Genomic DNA, 21,997 nt, shown 5'->3' with positions numbered 1-21,997 from the left:
AGCTCGTCATGGAAATCGTAATTTCAAACGCTCCCTTCAATCGGGCAGCCGCCTTGGCCCTACGCCAGGCCAGCTTCGTCACTGAACGGGGGATTCCCCGCGACGTTGAGTTCGATGACCGCGACACGCCTGAACGCTTGTACGTCGTGGCGTACCAACGGCCAGAACTGCCAGTTGGCACGTTGCGCTTAGAACCCCAGTCAGCCACGGAGATGCGTTTCGGCCGAGTCTGCACCAGCCAGCAACTTCGCGGTCAAGGCATTGGCCGGCAAGTCCTTCAAGCTGGTGAAGCTTGGGCAAAGCAACACGGCTTTCTCTCCGGCTTGATTGACGGCGAACTAACAGCCAAAAGCTTCTACGAACGCTGTGGCTATCAGGTAGTTGGTGACCCCTTCGATGAAGATGGCGCACCAGTGATAACTCTTAAAAAGACTTTTTAACTCGGTCAAAGTGGGCAGGCTGAGTTAAATTTTGACCAATAGCAAAGGGACCGGAAAGTTAATTTTCCGGTCCCTTTTTCTGACTTATAATTACGATTACGCTGGTGTCATTATTTCTGTTCGTAAGTTTTAATCAGGCCTTGTGTCCCATCGTCGCCTAGGTCAAAGTCTTCTACCATAGCCTCATAGAGCAACTTGGCTTGCTTGGTAGCGGGCAAATCGAGGGCCATCCGATCAGCTTCCTGCAAGGCAATCCGCAAGTCCTTGAGGAAATGCTTGGCAAAGAAACCGGGGGTGTAATCCCCCTTCAGAATTCGGGGAACGTAATTGTCCATGCTCCAGTTGTCGGCGCCACCACTGCTCAAGGTCGCGAGCACCTGTGGTAGATTCAAGCCGGCTGCCTTGGCATAGACCAACATTTCCGTCAGCCCCGTCATCGTCCCAGCAATCATGATTTGATTGGCCATCTTGGTATGCTGCCCCTTACCTGCGCCGCCAAAATAACTCACGCGTTGCCCTAACTGTTCAAAGACTGGCAAGACCCGGTCATAAGCAGCTTGGTCGCCCCCGACCATGACCGTTAACGTCGCGTTCTTAGCCCCGACGTCGCCACCAGAAACGGGGGCATCCAGCGCTTGAACATCGTGGTCGTGGGCAATTTCGGTTAATTTGACCGCCAAAGCTGGCGTACTCGTCGTCATATCGACCACCACACTGCCAGCTTGAATCCCAGCAAAGATCCCGTGATCACCGGTATAAACGGCCTCCACATCACTGGGATAACCCACCATGGTCGTCATGACGATATCAGATTGGCTAGCGACCGCTTGCGGCGTATCAGCCCAGGTTGCCCCGGCATCCAAAACGGCTTGGGCGTGCGCCTTGGTTCTGTTGAAGACGACTACTGACTGACCGACCAGCCTGCAAGAGATTCTTCACAATCCCAGTTCCCATGACGCCAGTCCCAATAAATCCAATTTGCATAAACGTTACCTCCCGTTTTTATTAGCCTCATCATAACATGCTAGCCGTCAAAATCAGTGGGGACGCTCCTAAAGCTAGGATTAGTGCCAGCCTGCATTTAGTTGAATATACCGTCTATTCATTGGCTAAGTTGTTTAACTTGGCTAACTATCACCGATTAGTGTGCTATCTGCAAAATCCAACCTAACCGCTGATTTTTCGACTACGGGTGAACAAATTTAAGCGTCTTCGCAGTAAATTTATACGTATACAGCTTATTATATGCCCAGAATGTCGCCTGGACCCGTTTTCTGGTAATCACTAACGACTTAAACGTCGTCCCACTGATTTTTCCTTTGAAGACCTTCCCCCGGGTCAGTCGGACCTTGTTGTTCACCGTGACTTTCCCCTTAGTGAAGTTCGTTGCCCGCAAGAAATGGGCACCCTTCAGACTAGTTGAGACGTCAAAAATCAAATGATTGCCATCCATCTGAATATTGGTCATCTGTGTGCCATCCCCACCCCAGAGCCGGAAGAAGGCTGTTGGTGTCAGATATTTATACGTTACCCGAATTGTCTTCTTGGTAAACTTCACCCGATAATGCCGCGGCTGTTTTTGATTCCACGCGTACATTTGGGGATTCACCCACCGATTTTTCTTGGAGGTTTTATACTGGTGACCGACCTTACCCTTCAACGTCTTCCGTGCCAATACCGTCCCATCAGCGACTTTATAGGTCACGACAACTTTCCCCGTGGTTGCCGCCTGTCCCGTCACCGTGAACCCAGTAATTCCGAGAACCACCACGCCCAACAATAACCACCAACTACGCCATTTCTTACTCATAGTCCACCAACTCCCGTTTTATTAATTTTTCTATAGTATACCCCTGAATCCACTTATCCGTGAAAAAAAAAGCAGCCCCGCAAGGCCACCTCAATTACTTACGATTCAGTTGAATTGGACGTCTTCTTAGTGGGCTTACTGGTCTGTGTCTGCGGTTGCCGCCGCTTACGAATCACGTGGATCAATAGCGTCAACACGATGGCTCCCAAGACGATGATACCAAATAGCGTGGCGGGAATCTCAATATCGATTGCTGGAATAGACACAAATAGCTTCACAGCAATGATACCAATTAAAATGTAGGCCATGGGTTCCAGCTCTGGAATCCGGCGCATCAACTTCATGATGACCTCAGCCACACCCCGCATAGCTAGAATACCAATCAATCCCCCAATTAAGACAATGACCGGATTATTTGAGATGGCCAGTGAGGCCAAGACGGAATCGACGGAAAAAATAATATCCATCATTTCAATCTGTAAGACCACCGACCAAAATAGTGGAAGTAATCGACGTTTTTTATCCTTCACTAATTTACGCGTATGTTTCACTCGCGTCTTGGTGAAGTACTGGAAGACTAGGAAGACCAGGTACAAGGCCCCAATGACCTTGATTTCCCAGAAATTAATCAGGTAAGTTCCCAGTCCGATGATGATGAACCGGAAAATATAAGCCCCCCAAATCCCGTAGAACAAGGATTCTTCCTGTTCTTTTTTGGTAGGCAACGACTGCGTCTGCGCGGCAAGGACGACAGCATTATCCACGGACAACAAACACTCGATCAACACCAATGAAAAGATGATGAGCCAGTCGTTTCCCGAAGTAATCACTGTTTCCCAATTACGAATATCAAAGAATGGCCCATACAACTGGCCAAGAAAATGTAGCAACGCTTGCGTCAGCTCCTTAAACTGCATAAATTATTTTGCATTAGTTTACCACACTCTCGATTAACATGCGACACATTAAGTCAATCATTAGCGAATTAACTTGCCCCATTAGTTAGTTGAATTTACTCATACATGCCTTAAAACGTTCAAAATGTTACCGAACCGCTACGTATCTGTTACCCAACCGCAAACAAATCGCGGTAAGATGAGAGGTATTACTAAGGGGAAATGGATGATTACTTTGAAAAAGCTTGTATTACTTATCGGGACAATCTTGCTGGTCGCTGGCTGCTTACCCGCCCAATCAGCATTTGCAAAGAGCTACTTACAGATTACAGCGACGACCAAGACCAGTTATAACGCCCGGTTCGTCAATCAAGGTAGCCGGAATGACGGCATCTACTACTACGCACCTTACTACACGCAACGGTCCGCGAAGACCCGCGACGCTAGTGGTAAGAACTGGCAACACCGGTTCGTTAAGGTGACGCAGACCGCCAAGCTATCCGATGGGAGTACTTACGTTAAATTTGCCTGGTATGGCAAAACGATTGGTTGGGTCAATCAAAAGGCCCTCCAAAAGTACAGTCGTTCGCAAAACGCCGCGGCTTTACTGAAGAATTACCATGTTCAAGGACGCGCGATGCTCTTTAACAACTACTCGAGTGGAGCCAGTCACGTCAGCGTCGGTTATGCCGACGCCACTAGTAAGCTCGCCAATAACGCCAATACCTTGTTCCCAATTGCCTCCCTTCAGAAAGTCATGACGGGGGCCATCATCGAACAATTGGCGGCTAGTGGTAAGCTTTCCCTCAATGACAAGCTCAGTAAATACTACCCCAGCGTTCGAAGCAGCGGCAGTATCACATTACGTCAACTTTTAAATCACCGTTCCGGCATCGACATGGACGAAACGACACCTGGTTCGCTACTCACGACCCAAGCTTCAGAGATCAACTATACGTTGGGGCAGCTCAAAGTGACTGGTACCCAGGGCTTTAACTACACCAATGCCAACTACACCCTGTTAGCTGGCGTGGCTTCCAAGGTCACCGGTCAGAACTACGATACATTAGTTCAAAATCGGATTATTCAACCCTTAAAGCTCAAACACACCTTTGCCTGGGATAACTTGCCTAGTGCGAGCGTTGTTGCCAGCGGATACAGCTACACCAATGGTCAAAGCAACGTTGCCAACGGTGTCTCACAAAAACTCATGTCCTCCCTGTTGGGTGCGGGTAACTATTACTCCACGACAGAAGATTACTACAAGATTCAAAAAGGTCTCCGTAATGGCAAAATCTTAACCAAGAGCCAATATTACGCCCTCTCGGACAATTACAAATTAAGTTACGCCGGCGGTTTGTACCACTATAGCGGTGGTATCAAGCGTGTTCGGGGTGCCCTCAGTGGCTCCGGCTACAACACGATTCTCTACGGTTCGGAAGGCAACAAATCTGGTGTGATTCTCTTTGCCAACCAGGGACCGACTAAGTCAATCAACACGTTAGCCACCACTCTCTATGATTTGGCCCGGTACTACAACGAAAATTAAGAAACTGTGTGTCCTCCCTCGCCTTACCGGTCGCCAGGTATGGGCTGGAACGGTGCGGACGCAACTTGAAGCCTCGAAAGTACCGAGTCTCCAAGCTTGGTCTTCTTCTAAGCCAGTAGGAAAACCACCTACTGATTAAGAAGAACGACGCGCCTGAGCCCATATCTGGCGACCTCTCGGCTTACACAGTATTTCGCTACCATCAAATTGCTTGTAAACAAAACAGTGCATGTAAAATTTTCAACGGCTATCGTGTCGAACGCAATCGAAGCCGGCTACATCACTGGCCTCCGGAGAGCGACAACCCATACTAAAGTTAAGAAGGACCTGGGATACGTACGTATCTCAGGTCCTTCTTAGTTAAGCGGCAAACGACGCCACATCATTTATCAAATTGATTTAATTTATAGCTGACAATCAAGCTGTTAAGCTTTTGCGCGTAATTGGGATCAGTGGCGTACCCGCCCGCCTGCAATTTCTGCGAAGCTTCTTGATAATTCTTCGCTGGTTGCGGTAGGTAGCGGCTCTTTAAGACATTGTCGTGATCCTGGATGGCAACCGTTAAACTGGGATAAATTCGGAAGTTAGCGTGAATCTTGATACGTTCCCCATTCACGTACTCGTGCGTCACAAACGAACCGGTCTTACCGTGATAACTTCCCTTGATACCAAAGGGGTTATTCGCCTGTTGAAAGATTTTAGACGTCCCCCAACTCGATTCCAGAATACTCTGGGCAATCACGATGCTGGGCAGGACCTGGCCGTTTTTGCGGTAAACCTTTACGGCTGGCGTAGCGACCTTCTGAATAAACGCTTGTTGCGCCGGCGTCTCACCAGAAACCGACTTAACCGTCACTTGATGGGCGGTTGGTTGTGGCTGTACTGCTGCTTGAATGTGATCTTTCATCAACATGCCACCACCCAAGACCAGCAGGACCAGGACAAAAATCCAGGTCGCTCTAGCAGAATTTGGTCGTCGTTTTCTTGCATTCCTAGGTTTTCTTCGCCGTTTGGCCACCCTGGTCCCTCCGATTTCCGTTATAATAGACTTAATTGTGTGTGCACTGCATTCAGCGAACACAGGCCAGTATTTCTCATTATAACAAGATTTTCACCAGAAATAACAAAATCTGAAAGTGTCAATAAATCTTAACCTTTAAGGGGGTGCCAAAATGGTTCTTAGCACCATCGTTTTTCTAATCTGTCTCACTGCGCTCTTTACCTTTTGGCAGCCCCGCGGCTTAACCAGTGCGGTGGTCACCACTGTCAGCTGCGCCCTGATTATCATCGTCGCCAGCTTTTCTAAGCACCTCTGGGCACAGGTGTTGGCGCACGTCGGTTGGGTATTAATCGCACTGGTCGGTGGCTTGGGCATCTTCACCCTCCTTCTGATTTTAAACGCCCCGCACCTGGTCGTTCGGAAACAGGAACGCCTCACGTACGGTCTAATTGCTGGCGTTTGGCTATGGGTGATTCTTGCCGTGGGGTGGGTGTACGGCCTAAACAGTGGCCATTTTGGCACCTCATTTTGGCCGTGGTTAACCTTCATCCCCGCCTTCAGTACCTACCTGGGAATCCTTTTTGCTGCCAGTCTCTTTGGCGCCTTGCGTGCTGATTGGTGGCGCGCTAAACGGGCGGATACCCTCCTCGTCTTAGGAGCTGGCCTCCAACACGGTGACCAGATTGGCCGCGTGCTCGGCAGTCGCTTGGATACAGCACTAGCGTTTGCCCAACGGCAAATAAAAAAGCCCACCATTATTGTTTCTGGTGGACAGGGTCCTGATGAAACGTGTCCTGAATCGACGGCAATGGCGGCTTATCTGGTCGCCCATGGCTGGGATGCCAAGGACATTATTGAAGAAAACCAAGCCACGAACACCTTGTTTAATATTTTATACAGTCAGCGGCTGTGGTCCCAATTACCCGATGGCGGTGGGAAAGTCATTATTGTCACCAGTAACTATCACTTATTCCGCGCTGAACATTTGGCTAGTGAACTTGGCCTTCGAATCGGTGGCTACCCAGCCCACGTGCGCTGGTCTTACTTACCAGGGGCCTGGGCCCGTGAATTTTTAGCCATCATTATGTTACATCCCCGTTTACACCGGGGCGTGTTGATTGGTTTCTTGACCGCCAACGTGCTATGGCTCTTACTGATCAGTTAAGTGGTGTGACCGTCAGTTGGTTGGCAACTTCGTAGAACTTTGGTTCCGTCCAAGTCAACATCTCTGGGGTTAATTTCAACTGGACTAAACCGAGTCGGTTGTACGGTTGAAAATAATACGTCAATGACTCACAGCAAGTCGCCGCCCGATAAACAGAATAAGTTGGCCGGTATTGATGACTCTTCGGTACCGTGACACTATTCAAGAGGTGCCACGCGCTGACGATGGCTGCTGGCTCATCGACTGGCAGGTCGGCGCGTTCTTTATAGTATGCTGCCCGGACAAAGCGGCCGCCCGGGGTAAAGGAACCGCTAGGAACTGGCTTGCCGGAAAAACGACCGGTGGAGACCCGTGTCGCGTTTAGCGGTAACGTCCCCGCTTCAAAGTCATCGGTGTAGTTGACGTACTGACCCAGCCGTTCCAGCTGTAACTCAAAGTCCTTGCTGTTGGTCACCACGCCCAACGGATTCTCCCGAACACGCATGGGAAAATGGGTCGGTTCAATGACCACGGTTCGACCTGTCCGATCGACTACAGCAAAATGGAGCTCGGAATCACCGATCTCATTGACGGCATACTTGCCGCTCATCAACTGAATTTCATCGATGTGTTCCTCGATGTCAGCAACGGAAGCGTAGTGGCCCAACAAGTAGAAGGAAAATTCGTAAGGTGCCAGGTGGACTTGGCCGTAAGTGGGTTCGTCAACTAAGTTGGAGCCGTTCGCAAACGTTAACTTTTGTACGCTCAGCCCCATTTCGTTGACGCCATCAGAAACATCAATTTCATGATGATGGGCGCCACCACCGCCAATCATGGCATATTTGTTGGTGTGCACATGATTATCGTACACGCTCTCCCACTGATAATCCCGTGGAACAAAGAGCGGTTGCACGTATAGCGCGTGCCAGTCCATGGTTCGCGCTAAAATGTGGCTGCCGTCCTTCGCAATCTGTAAAATGCTGGTACACACAGGTATCTTCCTCCTTCATGGCTACCCGAACCTCGATAAGCTCACAATTTTTTAATCAGCTGGTCTAGTTTGTTAAGTAACTTTTTAATGGTTAATCCAGTTTACGCGAAACCGCGCGTTGCTTCAACCATTTCGCCTCTTGTTAATCATCAGTCACTGGCTTAGCAGCGTCCGTCAAAAATTGCTGGAACCGTCGGTCGATTTCTTTTTGGCGGGGAACGGCTGCTAACGTCGTGGGCACGTTTGCTGTGATCTGTAAGTAAGCGAACATAACTTGGCTGGGGTCAAGGTGGGCCTTAGCTGCCAATTGACTGGCAAAGGGAAAACGTTGTTCCGTCAACATTGCTGCGAAGGGACTTTGATAAGATTGATGGTGTTTTGACATGGTGTTCGCTTCTTTCTAATTGAATTCGCGATTCCCTACTTTACCGGTTAAGAATTTTAAGTCAACTAAAGAGTTTCTTAACTTTTCTTAAATCCACCTGAAAACAGCCCCAATTTTTCCTATTATGGTAAAATTAAACATGGACTACACCCTGCTTGCACGGCGGGAAATTGATTACATAGAGAGGACTCAGACTACATATGCAAGAACGGATAAGAAAGCTTCACCACAACCGAATTTTTGCACTCGTATTCTGGTTGATCGTGGTCTTTGCGGCCATTATTACCCTACCAAACGTCAGCACCATCATTCAGTATGATGGCCAGCCACAATTGGCAAATACGAGTCAACCCGTAAAAGCGACCCAGATCAAGAACACTTGGGGGCGTAATTTAAACGGGACCTACACCGTGAATGCGGTCTACAATAACCCGGACGGCAAGTTAACCACTAAGCAACTTAGTGCAATTGACAAGTCTGTAACGGAATTGCAAAAGCGTTCGACGTATTACGGCGTCAAGAAAGTTACCACGATGACGAATACACCAACCGCTAGACCGCAACTTTTCTCTAAGGACCAGTCGACCGAAGTTGTTCAGCTAGAGGTCAGTCATAATCAAGGAACTGTTCGGCAAATCACCGATCAACTTTCCAGTCAGATTTCGACCATTGGCTTGAACACCTACGTAACGAGTCCTGAAATCGTTAGTGACGCAGCCAATGAACACATTGCATCGTACACTTTAATTGTTATCCTGATGACGTTACTGATTGCCTTAGTTGCCATGGGGATTTTATTCGCCTCAATCATTGCCCCTATCATCACGTTCCTAGCCATTTTAATCAGTTATATCTCCACACTGAGCTTGGCAACTAACCTGGCCTACCACTGGAACTTCGCGTACTCTGAATTTACGCCGATCTTCCTGTTGATGGGTATCAGCCTCTTCACCCTTCTGACGAGCTTCTGGTTCTTCCGTGAACTACGGAACCGCGTTGATGATGGTGAAGCCAGTCAGATTGCTACGACAGAAGTTGTGCAAAACCTGGGTTACCGGATCCTGATCAGCACCCTGACATTAACCTTAGCATTTGGAAGCTTAATGCTCTTCGACTTCTCAACCATTCGGGCCTTTGGCTTACTCGGGATTGGTTTTGCCATTACCGGGATTGCCAGTGTCACTCTGATTCCCGTCTTTACCGGGATGCTGGGTAGCAGCCTGTTCTGGCCAAAGAAAACGCGGCCAGCTCTCAAGGATCACAAGCTTTGGCATAGTCTTGCCCGCTTTGGTCTCTGGCAACCATGGATTGCCGTTCTGGCTGTCCTCTACCTTGCCGGTCCATTTGCCTATGGTTACCGTAATCAATTAAGCTACAGCAACTCGCAAGATATTCCGAATAATCAAGCCGTGCAGGGTGCTCGGGTATTAAGCGCACACTTTGGTCAAGGAAAGGCCACTCCTGTGACCCTCTACCTGCAAACCAACAAGCGCTTGGACAATCAAAATCAACTGTTCCAATTAGATAATTTAACCAAGAAGTTACGGGCTCAACCTGGAGTTGCTTCCGTTACGTCGGTCACACAACCTGGTGGTCAACCAATCACCCAGTACTACGTTTCCAATCAGTTGAGCACGTTGAACGAAGACTTGACTGGTGTTGTTGGACAACTTGGGACCGTTCGTAACGATCTGAAGTCTGACAGCTCCAACCTACGTCAAAAGGACTTAAATAAGGAAGTTAAACGACTTCAATCACTGACCACCAAAACCAATGGCTTGGTCAGCGACAGCAGCACGTTACAAACATCCTTACAAAGTGCTTTATCCCGTTCAAGTGCTTCCGGCAGTAGCAGTGCCTCCAAGAAGGTTACCAGCTACATTGCCCAATTGAACGCCGTCAACACTGAGTTAAACTCAGCATTGAGTACGTTGACTACCCTGTCTACGGGTGTTAACACGTCAAATACTGATGCAACGACCGCCCATTCCAACTTGAGTAATTACGCCGACACCCTGAAGGCCGTTAACGATAGCCTGAAGAGTTCTCGGAAGCAAGTTGTTAGCATGCAAAAGACGTTGAACAAGATGTACACCTACCTGGGTGGCTTGCAAACGTCTGAAGCTGCTAAGGCCCTCTACCTCACGCCAACCCAACTGGCAAGTGGTGATTTCCAACAATCCATGGCCAACTTCACGAACCAAAATGTGAAGTCCACGTACCTGACGATTACGTTGAAACAAGAACCTAACGCTAAAAACACGGCCGAAACCTTGGACCAACTGCGTCAGGTAGCTACTAGTCAATTACGCGGGACCGTCCTGGCAGGCTCAACGTTGACCTTCACTGGTCAACCAGTCACGATGGCCACCATCCAGAATCAATACCAACACGACCTACCAAGAGTGCTCCTGTTAGTCTTCGGCATTACGTTACTCCTGCTGATCATCTTCAGTCGTTCGCTCTTGCAAGCCAGCTACTGGTTCTTAACGTTCCTGGCATCAACGTTGGCTAGTTACCAACTGACCCACCTCATCATGAAGTGGTTGACCGGCGATGGCGACTTCAACTGGCAGGTTCCACTGCTGGCATTTGTCCCACTGACGGTTCTCGCAGTCGTCGAACTGACCCAGTTAGCGTTGAGTTACCGGTTGAACGATGCACCGTTACTCGATTGGTTACTTCCTGGTATTCATGAAGTTGGCCAAACGATGCGGCACTCCCTGTTCATCATCATTGCCGGGGTGCTCGGCCTCTTAGCCGCTGAATCACAAACGTTAACGGCGGTTACCCTGATTACCATCTTCACGGCAATCATTTTCAACTTGGCACTGCCACTGATGGCCTCCTCGTTCGGGAAACTGTCAGTTATCATTCCCGCCCAAAAGCCGCATCAGTTCCGTCGACAACGACGCGCTGACCGGCCTACTAAGAAAGACAAAGATGCTAAATAAGCTTATGTAACCTAAAAGGCTCACCACAAAATTGTGGTGAGCCTTTTTTGACGTGTGCTAATCGTCTAACTAACCTGATTTTCCCGGCTGCGATTGTGTCTTTGACAACAGGTAATTGCTTACTCAGCCAGTTTGCCCGACCGGTGGCTAAACATTCGCCAGCCCGTAATAACCGTGGCGACCAGGCAAATGGCCAGAGAAACCATGAACGCTACCCGCATACCAGCGATAAAGATCTCAGGATGGCTAGGTAAATAGGCGGTCACGTGATGGCCTGCATAGTGCCCCATCGCCGAGAAGAGGACCGTCGTGGCGATGGAAATACCAATAACCATGCCCAGTTCTCGGGCTAGAGCATTGATACTCCCAGCAACCCCTAAATTTTGAACCGGCACCGAACTCATGACAATCGTATTATTTGGTGACATGAAGATCCCGTTACCCAAGCCAACTAACCCAATGAAGAACATGAAGACCCACAACGGCGTCACGAGATTGGCTAACATGTACCCAACTTGACTGATTGAAATGAGCATCAGTCCGACAAACGTCAATCGTTCAGGCCCAATCTTATCCGAAACACTACCGGCAATTGGTGCCACAACCACTTGGACAATGGGAAAGGTCATCAACGCATACCCAGCGTAATTAGCGGCCATTCCCCGAGCATTTTCTAGGTAGAACGGTGCAATGACGTTGAAGAAAAAGTTCGCCACAAAAATCAGGAAGGCACATAGAATACTGATAGAAAACTCTTTATTCTGAAATAAATGCAATGCCAAGATTGGATCAGCCACGCGCAACTCAACGCGAACGAAGAAAATCAAAGAGAGCACCGCAATGGCAAATAGACCGAGAATCAGTGGTCGCCCAAATCCAACCTCCTGGCCAATAAAGACGCCGGCAAACAGGCTCACCATCAATACGGCAAACAAACTTGCACCAGGAATATCGATGGCCTCTTTGGTCACAATCAAATCACGGGGCAAAATTCGTTGTCCCAGCAAAAGAGCCAGGATTCCGACAGGCACGTTAATCCAAAAAATATATCCCCAACTGAGGTGGGCCAGGATGATTCCGCCAATTCCTGGACCAGCAATACTCCCCAAAGCAACAAAGGACCCAATCATCCCCAAAGCTCGTCCGCGTTCGCTAAAAGGAAAAACTTCTGTAATAATGCCGTTACTGGTCGCCATGGTCATTGCCGCACCCACGGCTTGAACTACGCGACCGCCCAATAGGAACGGCAAGCTAACACTGAATCCACAGAGCAATGACCCCACGGTAAAGAGGACAGACCCCAGCTTAAAGATACGGATTTTTCCGCGAGTATCCCCCAACTTCCCAAATAATAGCAATAACGCACAAATAATAATTAAGTAGATGGAAACCACCCACTCTGCTTGGTTCATGGGAATCGCCATGTCCTTGCTCATTACGGGTAAGGCAATGTTAACGATACTACCATCCAACGTCGACATAAAAATAAACAAACATACTGCCACCAAAATCCACCAACGATGTTGTTGGATTTGTGGATCATTCGTAAAGTTCTTCCCTGCCATGCTTACTCTCCCTCAGCCAAAGACGCTAGCCGGGTGGTTATCCAATCCGCCTGCGCCTGTGCTCTTAATTGTTGTAACTGATTGATCTGTAATTCATCGACCACATCATTGGGTTGCATCCGTGGTCGATCCTTGAAATATGCTTGAATCTCACGCAGCTGTGCTAATTGTTCCCGCGTAAACGCTTGAAAATCCTGGAGAATGGTCACCTTTTCCGCAGTCTTTAATAGGTGTAAACAACTGCATTTTATTTGAAACATCAACTGAGCCTGCTTATTAATGACGACTGGCGTCAGAACCAGCTGATGAAAGGAACGTCGGCCGGTTTCCGTAATAGCTGCCCATTTTTTGGTTCGGGCAACCGTCTGTTCAGTAGTCAGCTGCAAAGACCCCGCCGTGGCTAAACGTTCCAGCAACGGATACAGCACCCCATAGCTCATCGTTTGTTCAGTACCAACGACTGCTTTTAACGCCTTTCGTAGCTGATAGCCCGTCATGTCTTGATCCATTAACTGACCCAAAACGAACAAATCATACATGCTCTTCAACTCCTCGACCTAAAGTATAGTATATCGGCCAGATATATGCCAAGGAAATTTGGTGGAAATTCAGTTAACTAAACGTGGCAATAAAAAAAGGTTCTAAGACATTTATCCCAGAACCTAATGAAGAAATATTTCATTTGTAACATAAGTAACTTACGCTGTAATTTTACGATTTATGCCGGTGTGTTTTGTGTGACCCGTTGAGCCTCTTCATTTGATAGTAATTTGTAACGAACGGCGTCAGTATCCGCCTCCGGAATCAGTGCCATCAACGTTTGTGTCTCATCGAACGGGCCAAGATTAATCGCCATTTGGCCATCCACCTGGGCCATTCCCCGCATGCCCCTTGTAATAAAGCGATGAATGTATTGCACCCGATCTTGCCGTTCAGCGGCCAATTTCCCAGCTGCGGCGAGCGTATAACCGGTATCCAAGTAGTACTTAATCATTGAAACCCGAACGAAGGTTTTAAAGGTGTAGACCCGAGCCTGTTGGCCATCTTCTCGTTCTTCGGACGCAATGAGCCCCTTCTTTTCCCAGTAACGCAGCTGTCTAGCCGACACATCGGTCATCGCAGCCAGTTCCCCAATTCGAAAAACCAACCGACGAATATCAAAGAATTCCCGTACTTCCTCCGTAAATTTGGCCACGGCGTTCTCCTCCTCATGCTTGTAAACTTGCTTACCAATTATGTTAGATTTTACCAAGTAAACCGCTTAAATTGCAAGTTTATTGCGAAAAGTAACGTTTTGTTTAAGACATTTAACGGCTTTGCAATTGCGCTGTTACATGATTGTCACATTACATTGGTACTCTTATAGATGTAAATTTCATGAGGGGTGTTTATAACAATGAAGAAAGTTATTAAAACAATTGCAACAGCAGCATTAGTTTTCGCAGGTTTCTTTGCATTTAACGCCGGTACCACGACTTCCGCTTCCGCAGCTACCAAGACTACTACGAGCTTCAGCTCAGTCTACAAGGTTGCTAAGTCTCACTTAGGTGCTCGTTACGTTTACGGTGCCACTGGTCCTTCATCATTTGATTGCTCAGGTTTTACTGGTTACATCTACAAAAAGGGTGCCAAGGTTACGTTGCCACGGACTGCTCAAGCACAATACAACTCCTTGAAGCACGTCACTTACAAGAACATCAAAAAGGGTGACTTGGTCTTCTTCGGTGGTAGCACGTACTCTATCTCCCACGTTGGTATGTACATTGGTAAGGGTAAGATGATCGATGCTCAAAACCGCGGTGTCGTTCGCGAAGCCGTTCATGCCCCATGGTGGCACGCTGTTGGTTACGCACGGGTTAACACGCCAGCTGCTACTGACGCCGACTAATCTGTTTTACAGTTCAGTAAACAAATACCTCATGAAATCAACTGAACGTTAAAAATATTATCGTGTTGCGCATAAGCACTTGGCTTATGGCAACGCGATTTTTTTGTATCATTTATTTTCATTCAAAATCAGTTCGCTATCGACGCTCTCCGGCAGACAGGGTGGGCCTGCTGTGGGGACGCTTCAGCCAAAGACCAGGCTTCTCGCTCGATTTGAAGCCACGATAAACCCGTGTCTTCAAAGTCGCCCATAGCCTAACCTAGCAAGGAACGCTAGCTAACGCTATTTTCACGGCTGGCCCACCCTGTCCACCTCCGGCTTAGACTGTCTAAAATGTAAACAAAAAATATGATGCCTGGCGTTTGACGTATGTTCACGCGACCATGCTAACATGGCTGCCATAGCACTTAAACATAATTACTACCTCTTGCTTAATTAAGTGAACCTTTTGATACCAATTTAACCACGGTAACAGACTGACTGGCCGGACTATCATCAATATCAATACCTAGGACGTTAGCCCAACGTCAGTAACACTAAACTGACTGCTAGTTAAACACACAAGATTGACACACCATTGTAGCCGGAGGTAGTCAGGACTGGGGTTCAGCGGTGTCGACGGTGTTAGTTCGCGTTTTTTGCGGACTTACAGCGTGGGACGCGTTTGAAGACTCGGTGGGTTTTCCGAGGCTTAAAACCGAGGATAAAGACCGCTCTATGGCTTTATCCGGTCCCCACGGCTGAGCCCCAGTCCTGGCTGCCGGAGGCGGCAGCTACATCACAACAATAAAAAGGATGCGCAATCAATCTGATCACGCACCCTTCATCAATTTACAAAAACCTATTTAACTTGATACTGAACCGTCCGGTGTTGAATAACAGCCTCTTCGAATGGCTCGCTCACTGGTTCAAATCCCAGCTGTTGATAGAAATCTAGCGCGGTTAATTGCGCATCCAGCTCAATTCGACTAACGTCAGACTTCTTAGCGTCGCTGATAATCTGCTTAATGAGTTCCCCAGCATACCCGTGTTGGCGTTCGTCAGCCACCGTAGCCACTCGCTGAATTTTGACACGATTCCCAGCCAGCATGTCAATTCTAGCCGTCGTGACAGGCTTATCATCCACGTAGCCCACGTAGTGCATCTTATCCTCGTCAGCGCCGTCTAACTCATCGCGGGGGTCAATCCCCTGTTCTTCAATAAAAACGTCCTTACGGATACCTAAGGCATCATCATAGACGGGGTTCATTTTACCCCAAGCCATTCTACATTCCATCAAATCGTCCTCGCTCCTAATTTTTTTGATTATAACTCAAAACTTTAATTTCATCGGGCGTTAAGGAGAGTTTGGTAACACTCCCGTTAGCTGGCCGAACACTCAGGTCATACTTTCCCTGCCCATAGCGTTCCATCAGACTGAGCAACGTGTTGCCGTGACTAATTACCAAGACATTATCGCCGTCCTTCAGAACGGGGTTCTGCCGAATCATACTAAACCCTTGGTCGACCCGCGCCCAGTACTCCTCATTGTTTTCAGCCTGACGGAAGGGGTCGGCTTCCTTCAAGAAGTCCTTCGCCTTACCGATCGAATACTTTTCTTCAATCGCCTTGAACGATGGCACGCCATGCGGTGCCCCAGCAACGTACCACGCCTGAGCCATGTCAGTTCCCTCGTAATACCCGTAAAACTCTTCTCTGAAGAAATGGGAAGACGTTAGATTAGCGGATGGTTGCGACAGGTTCGCCGCTAAGATGGTCCGGGCCGTTTGTTCAGCCCGCGTGGTGTCGCTACAGTAAGCTGCGGCGAACTGGACGTCCTTGAGCCGTTCACCGGCCCCTTTGGCGTCCGCGATGCCCGCGTCCGTCAATGGAGAGTTGCTCCAACCCTGTAATTTGTTATAGATGTTGAAATAGGTTTGGCCGTGCCGAACCAAATAAAGCGTGATTTGCTTGTTCATAACGTTTCCACACCTTTCCGTCTGAATTACCTCTAGTGTACCAAATTATTCTGCGATAGCGGTTACAATTTCGCAAGCCACTTAAAATTTTCCTAAACTTCCACCCGAAACCGTCAAGGCCCACCGCAATTTGCTACGATGGTGAAAATGTGTCAAAAACGGGTGCAACCTATGACACCTACAATTATGGTAAAATAGGACTACTTATCCGTAAACGAAGGAGCGAAATTACGTGGAACGTTTCAAAAAAATATGGGCCAGAACAGGGACCCGCATGGGATTTGTTACCCTGATGGTCGTCCTGTTTTGGGCGAAGACCCTAGTCGCCTACTTCGTCGACTTCAACTTAAATCTGAGCGATCCGTTTCAATTTCTAATTTTACTGATCAACCCCATTGCAACCACCCTACTCATCTTTGGGTTGGCGCTGTACTTTAAACGGGCACGATTCTTCTACCCCTTTTTATTTTTAATCGACATTCTGAATACCCTGCTGCTCTACATCAACGTCATCTATTTCCGGGAATTTACCGACTTCATGACGGTGAGCACCATGCTGGGGTACTCCAAGGTCGATCAAGGCCTGTCGGGAAGTTCCTTAGCCCTGACCTCCCCACACGATATTCTGTACTGGTTAGACCTCGTGGTGGTGCTCTTGTTACTGGCCACCCGTCGCATCTACATTGACCCTCGACCACTAAACAAGCGGGTCGGTTTTGCCGTAACTTCCGTTGCCCTGCTCCTCTTTGGCGTCAACCTAACCTTAGGCGAAATGGACCGGCCACAACTACTGACCCGGACGTTCGACAGAACCTACGTCGTTAAATACTTAGGTCTGGACGCCTTCACCGTTTACGACGGTATCAAGTCCGGTCATACCAGTGAATTACGCTCCCACGCGAAGAAATCCGAGCTGACTGGAATTCTTAAGTACGTCCACAAGAACTACGCGGCGCCCGACAAGAGCCTGTATGGTGTGGCGAAGAAGAAAAACGTCATCGTCATTCACTTGGAGAGTTTCCAACAATTTTTGATTAACAAAAAGGTCAACGGTCAGGAAGTGACGCCGTTCCTCAACAAGCTCTATAAGAGTAAGGCAACCTACAGCTTTGACAACTTCTTCCATGAAGTCGGCCAAGGTAAGACCTCCGACGCGGAAACGATGTTGGAGACCGGAACTTACGGCCTCCCGCAAGGATCGCTGTTCACCCAGCTAGGAAGCGACAATTCTTTCCAAGCGGCACCGGCCATCTTTGACCAGTCGGGCTACACCACGGCCGTCTTCCACGGAAACGTGGGGAGCTTCTGGAACCGGAATAACACGTATAAGAACTTGGGCTACCAGTACTTCTTCGATGCCAGTTACTACGACACTTCCGGCGATAAATCGTTGGGTTATGGGTTGAAGGATAAGTTACTATTCAACGACTCCGTCAAATACCTCCAACACCTGCAACAGCCATTTTACGTGAAGTACCTGACCGTCACGAACCACTTCCCGTTCACCTTGGACAAGGAAGATTCAACGTTCAAGACACCGAACACTGGCGATAAGACCGTTGATAACTACTTCAAGACGGCCCACTACCTCGACCAATCCATCAAGGAATTCTACAGTTACCTGCATAAGTCTGGCCTGGACAAAAACTCGCTAGTTATGATTTACGGGGACCACTATGGTATTTCCAACTCATCTAACAAGAGCCTCGCTAAACTCCTTGGTGTCGATCCAGACAACTGGACCGACTACGACAACGCCCAACTCCAACGTGTGCCTATGATGTTCAATATGCCTGGCTACAAGAAGGGGAAGATCGAACACACCTATGGTGGCGAAGTTGACGTCTTGCCAACCTTATTGCACCTGATGGGAATCAATAGTAAGAAGTACCTGCAATTTGGGACCGACCTACTCTCCCCTAGCCACTATCCGGTCGTCGCCTTCCGCAACCGCGATTGGGTCAGTGCTGACTACACGTCGATCGATGGAACCATTTATAGCAACAAGACCCAACAAGAGATTCATCCAACTGGTAAGCAACAGGAAAAGCTGGAAGCCATTCAGAAACACGTGAACAACGGGCTGAACTATTCCGACTCCCTTAACCAGAAGAACCTCTTACGCTTCTACCATCCTAAGGGCTTCAAGACGGTTGATCCTCAGGACTATAACTATTCCGATGGTCTACAAAAAGCGGAAAAGCTGGAAAAGAAACTGGGCTTAAAGTCCACGAGCCTCTTCTCCAGAAATGGTGACAAGTCCACGCAACCGCTCTACAAGACGGATGCACCGGAAATCAATCACAAGTCCACCGACTCTAACCGGATCAAGATTACCAACCAAGATGATACCAGCGGCAAATAACCGCCAGTTGACCAACGAAAAGAAGCTGTCCGTTCGATCTCATGATCGTGCGAACAGCTTCTTTGTCGTTTAGAATGAACACGTTTATTGTTTAGGGGTCAACGATGTACTGTGAACGGGACCCCGGCGGTCAGGGAAAAAGTTGGTCATAATAGCTTGAACCGCCACTGGTGCTTCACCGTAACCAGTCGCAATCAGCGGTTGCTTCCCCCGATACGTGACACCGTCTCCAATGGCGTAGATTCCCGCAACGCTGGTGGCCATGGTTGAGTCCACCGCAATCAACCGGTGGTCCTCCGCCAAGTCGATATCCCAAGCATCTAGTGCCTGGTGGTCCGCCGTAAAGCCATAACTGACCACCAATTTGTCCACCGTCTGATGCGTTAATTTTCCTGAGTCACCCACGGTTTTTAACGTCACATCTAAGGCGCCATTGGCCGTTTCCACCAAACCACTGATCAGGAAGGGCGTCACCACGTTCACAGGTGATTGCTCAAGCAGATCCACCATATGGGCCAGACCCCGGAACTGGCTGCGGCGATGCAACAACGTCACGGACTTCGCCACGGGGGTCAACATCAAGGCTTGATCAATGGCCGCATCACCACCCCCCGCCACCATAACGTCCTGATTGCGAAATGTTTCAAGATCCCGGGCGCTGTAGAATAGCTGATGATTAACAAATTGCTCGGCATTTTCAACATTCAGTTTACGCGGGGTAAAAGCCCCGTTACCGACCGCCACAATGACGGCCCGGGTCTGGGTCGTCTCCTGCGCCGTGGTTACCGTAAACCCATTTTCATTCTGGGTAACGTTGGTCACCGCCTGCCCCGTCTTAATGGTTAACGGAAATTGCTGTAATTGTTGCCGTTGGCCGTCAATCAGCTCTCGTCCCTTGATGGCGGGTAACCCCGCAACGTCTAAGATCGTTTTCTCAGGATACAACGCATTCACCTGGCCACCTAATTCGGCTAGGCTCTCGATCACCTGTGTCTTGGCGTTGTGCATCCCAGCGTAAAAGGCGGCAAACATGCCGGCGGGACCCCCACCAATAATGGTAATGTCATAAGATTCTGTCATTTAATTGGTCTCCGTTCTCTTAATCTCTCATCGTACCAAGGAGGTGATCTTCATGAAACATCGACGTGGCTTGACCGTTATCGTCACAACCTTGATTGTTTTAACTGGTCTAATTGGTTGGTGGAACAGTCGCTGGTCCGCATTGGCCACCACGCGGGTCCCGCAGACCCGTACGGCCACACTCTTTTTACCGGGAAATAGTGGTGCTTGGCTCTCCCTACGCAGCATGGTCGTTAGCCTAAATCACCCGGGGCTCGCCACCTTTAGCCTAACCGCTTGGGTCAGTTACACCGGTCACGTCTCCTGGCAACAGCACGCGCCGGTCGCCACCAACAATCCGCTCGTTCCCGTCATTTTCAAGGACAACACGCATCCACAAAAACAATCTCGCCAGTTACGAACGGTCTTGCAGCAGTTGCATCAACGGTATGGCGTGACCCACGTTAACTTTGTGGGCCACTCCTCCGGCGGAACGATTGCTTACGACTATCTGAATCGTCAACCTCAAGCACCCGTCACGGTCGAGCGTTGGATCTGTATTGGTGCAGATTTTCCAGAAAGAACGGGGCTCAGAACAGCTGAGCCTCAGTTACACATCCTCAATTTAGCAGGCAATATTGGTCACACAGATAACGACAGTGAAGTCCCCGACAACACAGTCACCCCACTGGCCAGGTTGGTTCAGGGCCACGTGGGGAGCTACCGTTACGAGCAACTCCACGGTCCCATTTGGCAAATGCAACATTCCCTGTTACATGAAAATCCGGCGCTGGACCGCAAGATGATCACCTTTCTCTATCCACCAAGCTGAGTATTCTTAAGGATTCGTTGGCCCTGTAAGGTTCGCGCCTCACGTAAGCCCGCATTGATCAGGACAAAGATAGCGACCCAACCAATTGCAATCAAGACCCACTGTTGCAGATACAGAATATCTAACAGGGCAAAGGGCGCGTTCCAATCCCACAATGCATGGAGAGAAATCGCCAACAGATAAAAGCGTAGAAACTTCGGTGCCACCATGTTGCTCCCAGTAATTGGTTGGTGACGTTCTTTGGCTAAAATAATGGCCGCCCCCATGATGGCGGACCAAATCGTATGCGTCCCAATTGCTTGCCAACTGCGCATCAATAGCGTAACCAGCCCATATTGTCCGGTATACCCCGCCGTTTCAAAGACCGCAAACCCGGCACCAATGGCCGCCCCTATCAGCAGACCGTTAAAGATATAATTCAGTCTAAATTGATTAATAAAGTAAGCAATGACCAGCATCTTCGCCGTCTCTTCAATAAAACCAACAATCAATGCGGACTCCCAGGACGTGCCGTTTCCCGACGGAATCAGGGAATACAGAATCATGGTCGCAATCAGCGACAGAATCCCGCCAACTAAAAAGACGGTCATCAATTGATAAACTGAGATATTCCGAAAGACATTGATTTCAAAAAACATGATCAATAAGGAAAATGGCACCGTCAGTGAGCCAATGAAAATCATCCCCGGCACAGCGTTATTACTGCGGAAAACCAGAAACAACAGTGCTAGCAACACGAAACTGGCCCCGAGTAAGGCGAAAACTCGTGAGAATAACCATGGTTTGACTGGTGCCACCGACACGGCCTCTAAAGACGGTGTCGTTTCTTTGGTGCCAACAATAAACAAGGCTTCCGAATCGTCTAAATCGTGATGCTTAAAAACTTCTGAGAACATTTGAAATAGGTGGATTTCAACAACCTTATTCTCTCCGGTCCACTCATTCATTTCCTTCGTTGCATCATCCAGCAAATGATTGTGGTATTCAAAATGCCGCTTTACCGGTTTTACAGACTGTTTATCGGCCATGACCGAATCCCCCCTCAATAGTAAATCTAACCTGATATCTATCTTACCGTGAACGGCCATTTGCTTCAACTTGGTGACTTCGTGAGCTTGATAAATGTAACCAGTTACATTACACTTAGAGTAGGCTTTTTAG

Annotated in this window: 19 protein-coding genes and 1 pseudogene; 7 read left to right on the top strand and 13 right to left on the bottom strand. The window is 48.7% G+C overall.

Going from position 1 to position 21,997, the window contains the following annotated elements:
* The first annotated feature begins 8 nt into the window (after positions 1–8).
* The gene (locus EKM87_RS06670; protein WP_125683127.1) at positions 9–440 is read left to right on the top strand and encodes a GNAT family N-acetyltransferase; all 432 of its coding nucleotides are present in this window, start codon (positions 9–11) and stop codon (positions 438–440) included.
* A gap of 110 nt (positions 441–550) precedes the next feature.
* Here the strand turns inward: EKM87_RS06670 and EKM87_RS06665 are convergent.
* From EKM87_RS06665 to EKM87_RS06655, 3 genes and pseudogenes are all read right to left on the bottom strand, one after another.
* A pseudogene (locus EKM87_RS06665) lies at positions 551–1,424 on the bottom strand (NAD(P)-dependent oxidoreductase).
* Between the two features lie 202 nt (positions 1,425–1,626).
* Positions 1,627–2,250: a MucBP domain-containing protein gene (locus EKM87_RS06660; RefSeq protein ID WP_125683125.1), complete on the bottom strand. Its 624-nt coding sequence runs from the start codon at positions 2,248–2,250 to the stop codon at positions 1,627–1,629.
* A gap of 98 nt (positions 2,251–2,348) precedes the next feature.
* The gene (locus EKM87_RS06655) at positions 2,349–3,167 is read right to left on the bottom strand and encodes a TerC family protein (protein WP_125683123.1); all 819 of its coding nucleotides are present in this window, start codon (positions 3,165–3,167) and stop codon (positions 2,349–2,351) included.
* A 214-nt stretch (positions 3,168–3,381) separates the two neighbouring features.
* On the opposite strand from EKM87_RS06655, the gene EKM87_RS06650 reads away from it, so the two are divergent.
* Positions 3,382–4,695, top strand: coding sequence for a serine hydrolase (locus tag EKM87_RS06650; RefSeq protein ID WP_125683121.1), 1,314 nt, complete (start codon positions 3,382–3,384; stop codon positions 4,693–4,695).
* Between the two features lie 382 nt (positions 4,696–5,077).
* Here EKM87_RS06650 and EKM87_RS06645 read toward each other — a convergent pair whose 3' ends face one another.
* A complete protein-coding gene (locus EKM87_RS06645) occupies positions 5,078–5,602 on the bottom strand; it encodes a glycoside hydrolase family 73 protein (RefSeq protein WP_225428409.1) in 525 nt (174 codons plus the stop codon).
* A gap of 265 nt (positions 5,603–5,867) precedes the next feature.
* Between EKM87_RS06645 and EKM87_RS06640 the strand changes: the two genes are divergently transcribed.
* Positions 5,868–6,860, top strand: a complete 993-nt coding sequence (locus tag EKM87_RS06640) for a YdcF family protein (protein ID WP_125683117.1) — start codon at positions 5,868–5,870, stop codon at positions 6,858–6,860.
* On the opposite strand, the gene EKM87_RS06635 is transcribed toward EKM87_RS06640, so the two are convergent.
* Together EKM87_RS06635 and EKM87_RS06630 are read right to left on the bottom strand one after the other, a co-directional pair.
* Positions 6,853–7,830, bottom strand: a complete 978-nt coding sequence (locus tag EKM87_RS06635) for a linear amide C-N hydrolase (protein ID WP_125683115.1) — start codon at positions 7,828–7,830, stop codon at positions 6,853–6,855. The two genes, EKM87_RS06640 and EKM87_RS06635, sit on opposite strands and share 8 nt — an antisense overlap.
* Before the next feature lie 142 nt (positions 7,831–7,972).
* Positions 7,973–8,215, bottom strand: a complete 243-nt coding sequence (locus tag EKM87_RS06630; RefSeq protein WP_125683113.1) for a hypothetical protein — start codon at positions 8,213–8,215, stop codon at positions 7,973–7,975.
* A gap of 200 nt (positions 8,216–8,415) precedes the next feature.
* Here EKM87_RS06630 and EKM87_RS06625 point away from each other — a divergent pair, with 200 nt between their 5' ends.
* The gene (locus EKM87_RS06625) at positions 8,416–11,169 is read left to right on the top strand and encodes an MMPL family transporter (RefSeq protein WP_125683111.1); all 2,754 of its coding nucleotides are present in this window, start codon (positions 8,416–8,418) and stop codon (positions 11,167–11,169) included.
* A gap of 119 nt (positions 11,170–11,288) precedes the next feature.
* On the opposite strand, the gene EKM87_RS06620 is transcribed toward EKM87_RS06625, so the two are convergent.
* The 3 genes from EKM87_RS06620 to EKM87_RS06610 all read right to left on the bottom strand — a co-directional run bounded on the left by EKM87_RS06620 (position 11,289) and on the right by EKM87_RS06610 (position 13,929).
* Positions 11,289–12,734, bottom strand: coding sequence for an MFS transporter (locus tag EKM87_RS06620; protein ID WP_125683109.1), 1,446 nt, complete (start codon positions 12,732–12,734; stop codon positions 11,289–11,291).
* Between the two features lie 2 nt (positions 12,735–12,736).
* Complete coding sequence (locus EKM87_RS06615) at positions 12,737–13,273, bottom strand: PadR family transcriptional regulator (RefSeq protein ID WP_125683107.1); 537 nt, start codon at positions 13,271–13,273, stop codon at positions 12,737–12,739.
* 179 nt (positions 13,274–13,452) lie between these two features.
* Positions 13,453–13,929 (bottom strand): MerR family transcriptional regulator, encoded by a 477-nt coding sequence (locus EKM87_RS06610; protein ID WP_125683105.1) that lies wholly within the window; start codon positions 13,927–13,929, stop codon positions 13,453–13,455.
* 201 nt (positions 13,930–14,130) lie between these two features.
* On the opposite strand from EKM87_RS06610, the gene EKM87_RS06605 reads away from it, so the two are divergent.
* Positions 14,131–14,622 (top strand): C40 family peptidase, encoded by a 492-nt coding sequence (locus EKM87_RS06605; RefSeq protein ID WP_125683103.1) that lies wholly within the window; start codon positions 14,131–14,133, stop codon positions 14,620–14,622.
* Positions 14,623–15,463: 841 nt separating this feature from the next.
* Here EKM87_RS06605 and EKM87_RS06600 read toward each other — a convergent pair.
* Positions 15,464–15,898, bottom strand: a complete 435-nt coding sequence (locus tag EKM87_RS06600; protein WP_125683210.1) for a GNAT family N-acetyltransferase — start codon at positions 15,896–15,898, stop codon at positions 15,464–15,466.
* Between the two features lie 16 nt (positions 15,899–15,914).
* Positions 15,915–16,580 carry a histidine phosphatase family protein gene (locus EKM87_RS06595; protein ID WP_125683101.1) on the bottom strand — a complete coding sequence of 222 codons (666 nt, stop codon included), beginning with the start codon at positions 16,578–16,580 and terminating at the stop codon, positions 15,915–15,917.
* 274 nt (positions 16,581–16,854) lie between these two features.
* On the opposite strand from EKM87_RS06595, the gene EKM87_RS06590 reads away from it, so the two are divergent.
* Complete coding sequence (locus EKM87_RS06590) at positions 16,855–18,945, top strand: LTA synthase family protein (protein ID WP_125683208.1); 2,091 nt, start codon at positions 16,855–16,857, stop codon at positions 18,943–18,945.
* 84 nt (positions 18,946–19,029) lie between these two features.
* On the opposite strand, the gene EKM87_RS06585 is transcribed toward EKM87_RS06590, so the two are convergent.
* Entirely contained in the window at positions 19,030–20,025 is a 996-nt protein-coding gene (locus tag EKM87_RS06585) for an NAD(P)/FAD-dependent oxidoreductase (RefSeq protein WP_125683099.1), read from the bottom strand.
* Positions 20,026–20,077: 52 nt separating this feature from the next.
* Here EKM87_RS06585 and EKM87_RS06580 point away from each other — a divergent pair, with 52 nt between their 5' ends.
* The gene (locus tag EKM87_RS06580) at positions 20,078–20,836 is read left to right on the top strand and encodes an alpha/beta hydrolase (protein ID WP_125683097.1); all 759 of its coding nucleotides are present in this window, start codon (positions 20,078–20,080) and stop codon (positions 20,834–20,836) included.
* On the opposite strand, the gene EKM87_RS06575 is transcribed toward EKM87_RS06580, so the two are convergent.
* Positions 20,821–21,864: a PrsW family intramembrane metalloprotease gene (locus EKM87_RS06575; protein ID WP_125683093.1), complete on the bottom strand. Its 1,044-nt coding sequence runs from the start codon at positions 21,862–21,864 to the stop codon at positions 20,821–20,823. The two genes, EKM87_RS06580 and EKM87_RS06575, sit on opposite strands and share 16 nt — an antisense overlap.
* Positions 21,865–21,997: the final 133 nt, after the last annotated feature.

It is taken from the genome of Levilactobacillus yonginensis, assembly GCF_003946265.1.
Classification (GTDB): domain Bacteria; phylum Bacillota; class Bacilli; order Lactobacillales; family Lactobacillaceae; genus Levilactobacillus; species Levilactobacillus yonginensis.
The sequence above is the reverse complement of the archived record's forward strand: the minus strand, read 5'-3'. Positions and strand labels throughout refer to the sequence as shown.

Excerpts from the sequence above, each read along its gene's own strand:
- EKM87_RS06620 (WP_125683109.1), bottom strand. The coding sequence starts at position 12,734 with ATGGCAGGGAAGAACTTTACGAATGATCCACAAATCCAACAACATCGT.
- EKM87_RS06615 (WP_125683107.1), bottom strand. The coding sequence starts at position 13,273 with ATGTATGATTTGTTCGTTTTGGGTCAGTTAATGGATCAAGACATGACG.
- EKM87_RS06590 (WP_125683208.1), top strand. The coding sequence starts at position 16,855 with ATGGGATTTGTTACCCTGATGGTCGTCCTGTTTTGGGCGAAGACCCTA.
- EKM87_RS06605 (WP_125683103.1), top strand. The coding sequence starts at position 14,131 with ATGAAGAAAGTTATTAAAACAATTGCAACAGCAGCATTAGTTTTCGCA.
- EKM87_RS06595 (WP_125683101.1), bottom strand. The coding sequence starts at position 16,580 with ATGAACAAGCAAATCACGCTTTATTTGGTTCGGCACGGCCAAACCTAT.
- EKM87_RS06575 (WP_125683093.1), bottom strand. The coding sequence starts at position 21,864 with ATGGCCGATAAACAGTCTGTAAAACCGGTAAAGCGGCATTTTGAATAC.
- EKM87_RS06585 (WP_125683099.1), bottom strand. The coding sequence starts at position 20,025 with ATGACAGAATCTTATGACATTACCATTATTGGTGGGGGTCCCGCCGGC.
- EKM87_RS06580 (WP_125683097.1), top strand. The coding sequence starts at position 20,078 with ATGAAACATCGACGTGGCTTGACCGTTATCGTCACAACCTTGATTGTT.
- EKM87_RS06660 (WP_125683125.1), bottom strand. The coding sequence starts at position 2,250 with ATGAGTAAGAAATGGCGTAGTTGGTGGTTATTGTTGGGCGTGGTGGTT.
- EKM87_RS06645 (WP_225428409.1), bottom strand. The coding sequence starts at position 5,602 with ATGAAAGATCACATTCAAGCAGCAGTACAGCCACAACCAACCGCCCAT.
- EKM87_RS06600 (WP_125683210.1), bottom strand. The coding sequence starts at position 15,898 with ATGGAATGTAGAATGGCTTGGGGTAAAATGAACCCCGTCTATGATGAT.
- EKM87_RS06670 (WP_125683127.1), top strand. The coding sequence starts at position 9 with ATGGAAATCGTAATTTCAAACGCTCCCTTCAATCGGGCAGCCGCCTTG.
- EKM87_RS06640 (WP_125683117.1), top strand. The coding sequence starts at position 5,868 with ATGGTTCTTAGCACCATCGTTTTTCTAATCTGTCTCACTGCGCTCTTT.
- EKM87_RS06630 (WP_125683113.1), bottom strand. The coding sequence starts at position 8,215 with ATGTCAAAACACCATCAATCTTATCAAAGTCCCTTCGCAGCAATGTTG.
- EKM87_RS06655 (WP_125683123.1), bottom strand. The coding sequence starts at position 3,167 with ATGCAGTTTAAGGAGCTGACGCAAGCGTTGCTACATTTTCTTGGCCAG.
- EKM87_RS06625 (WP_125683111.1), top strand. The coding sequence starts at position 8,416 with ATGCAAGAACGGATAAGAAAGCTTCACCACAACCGAATTTTTGCACTC.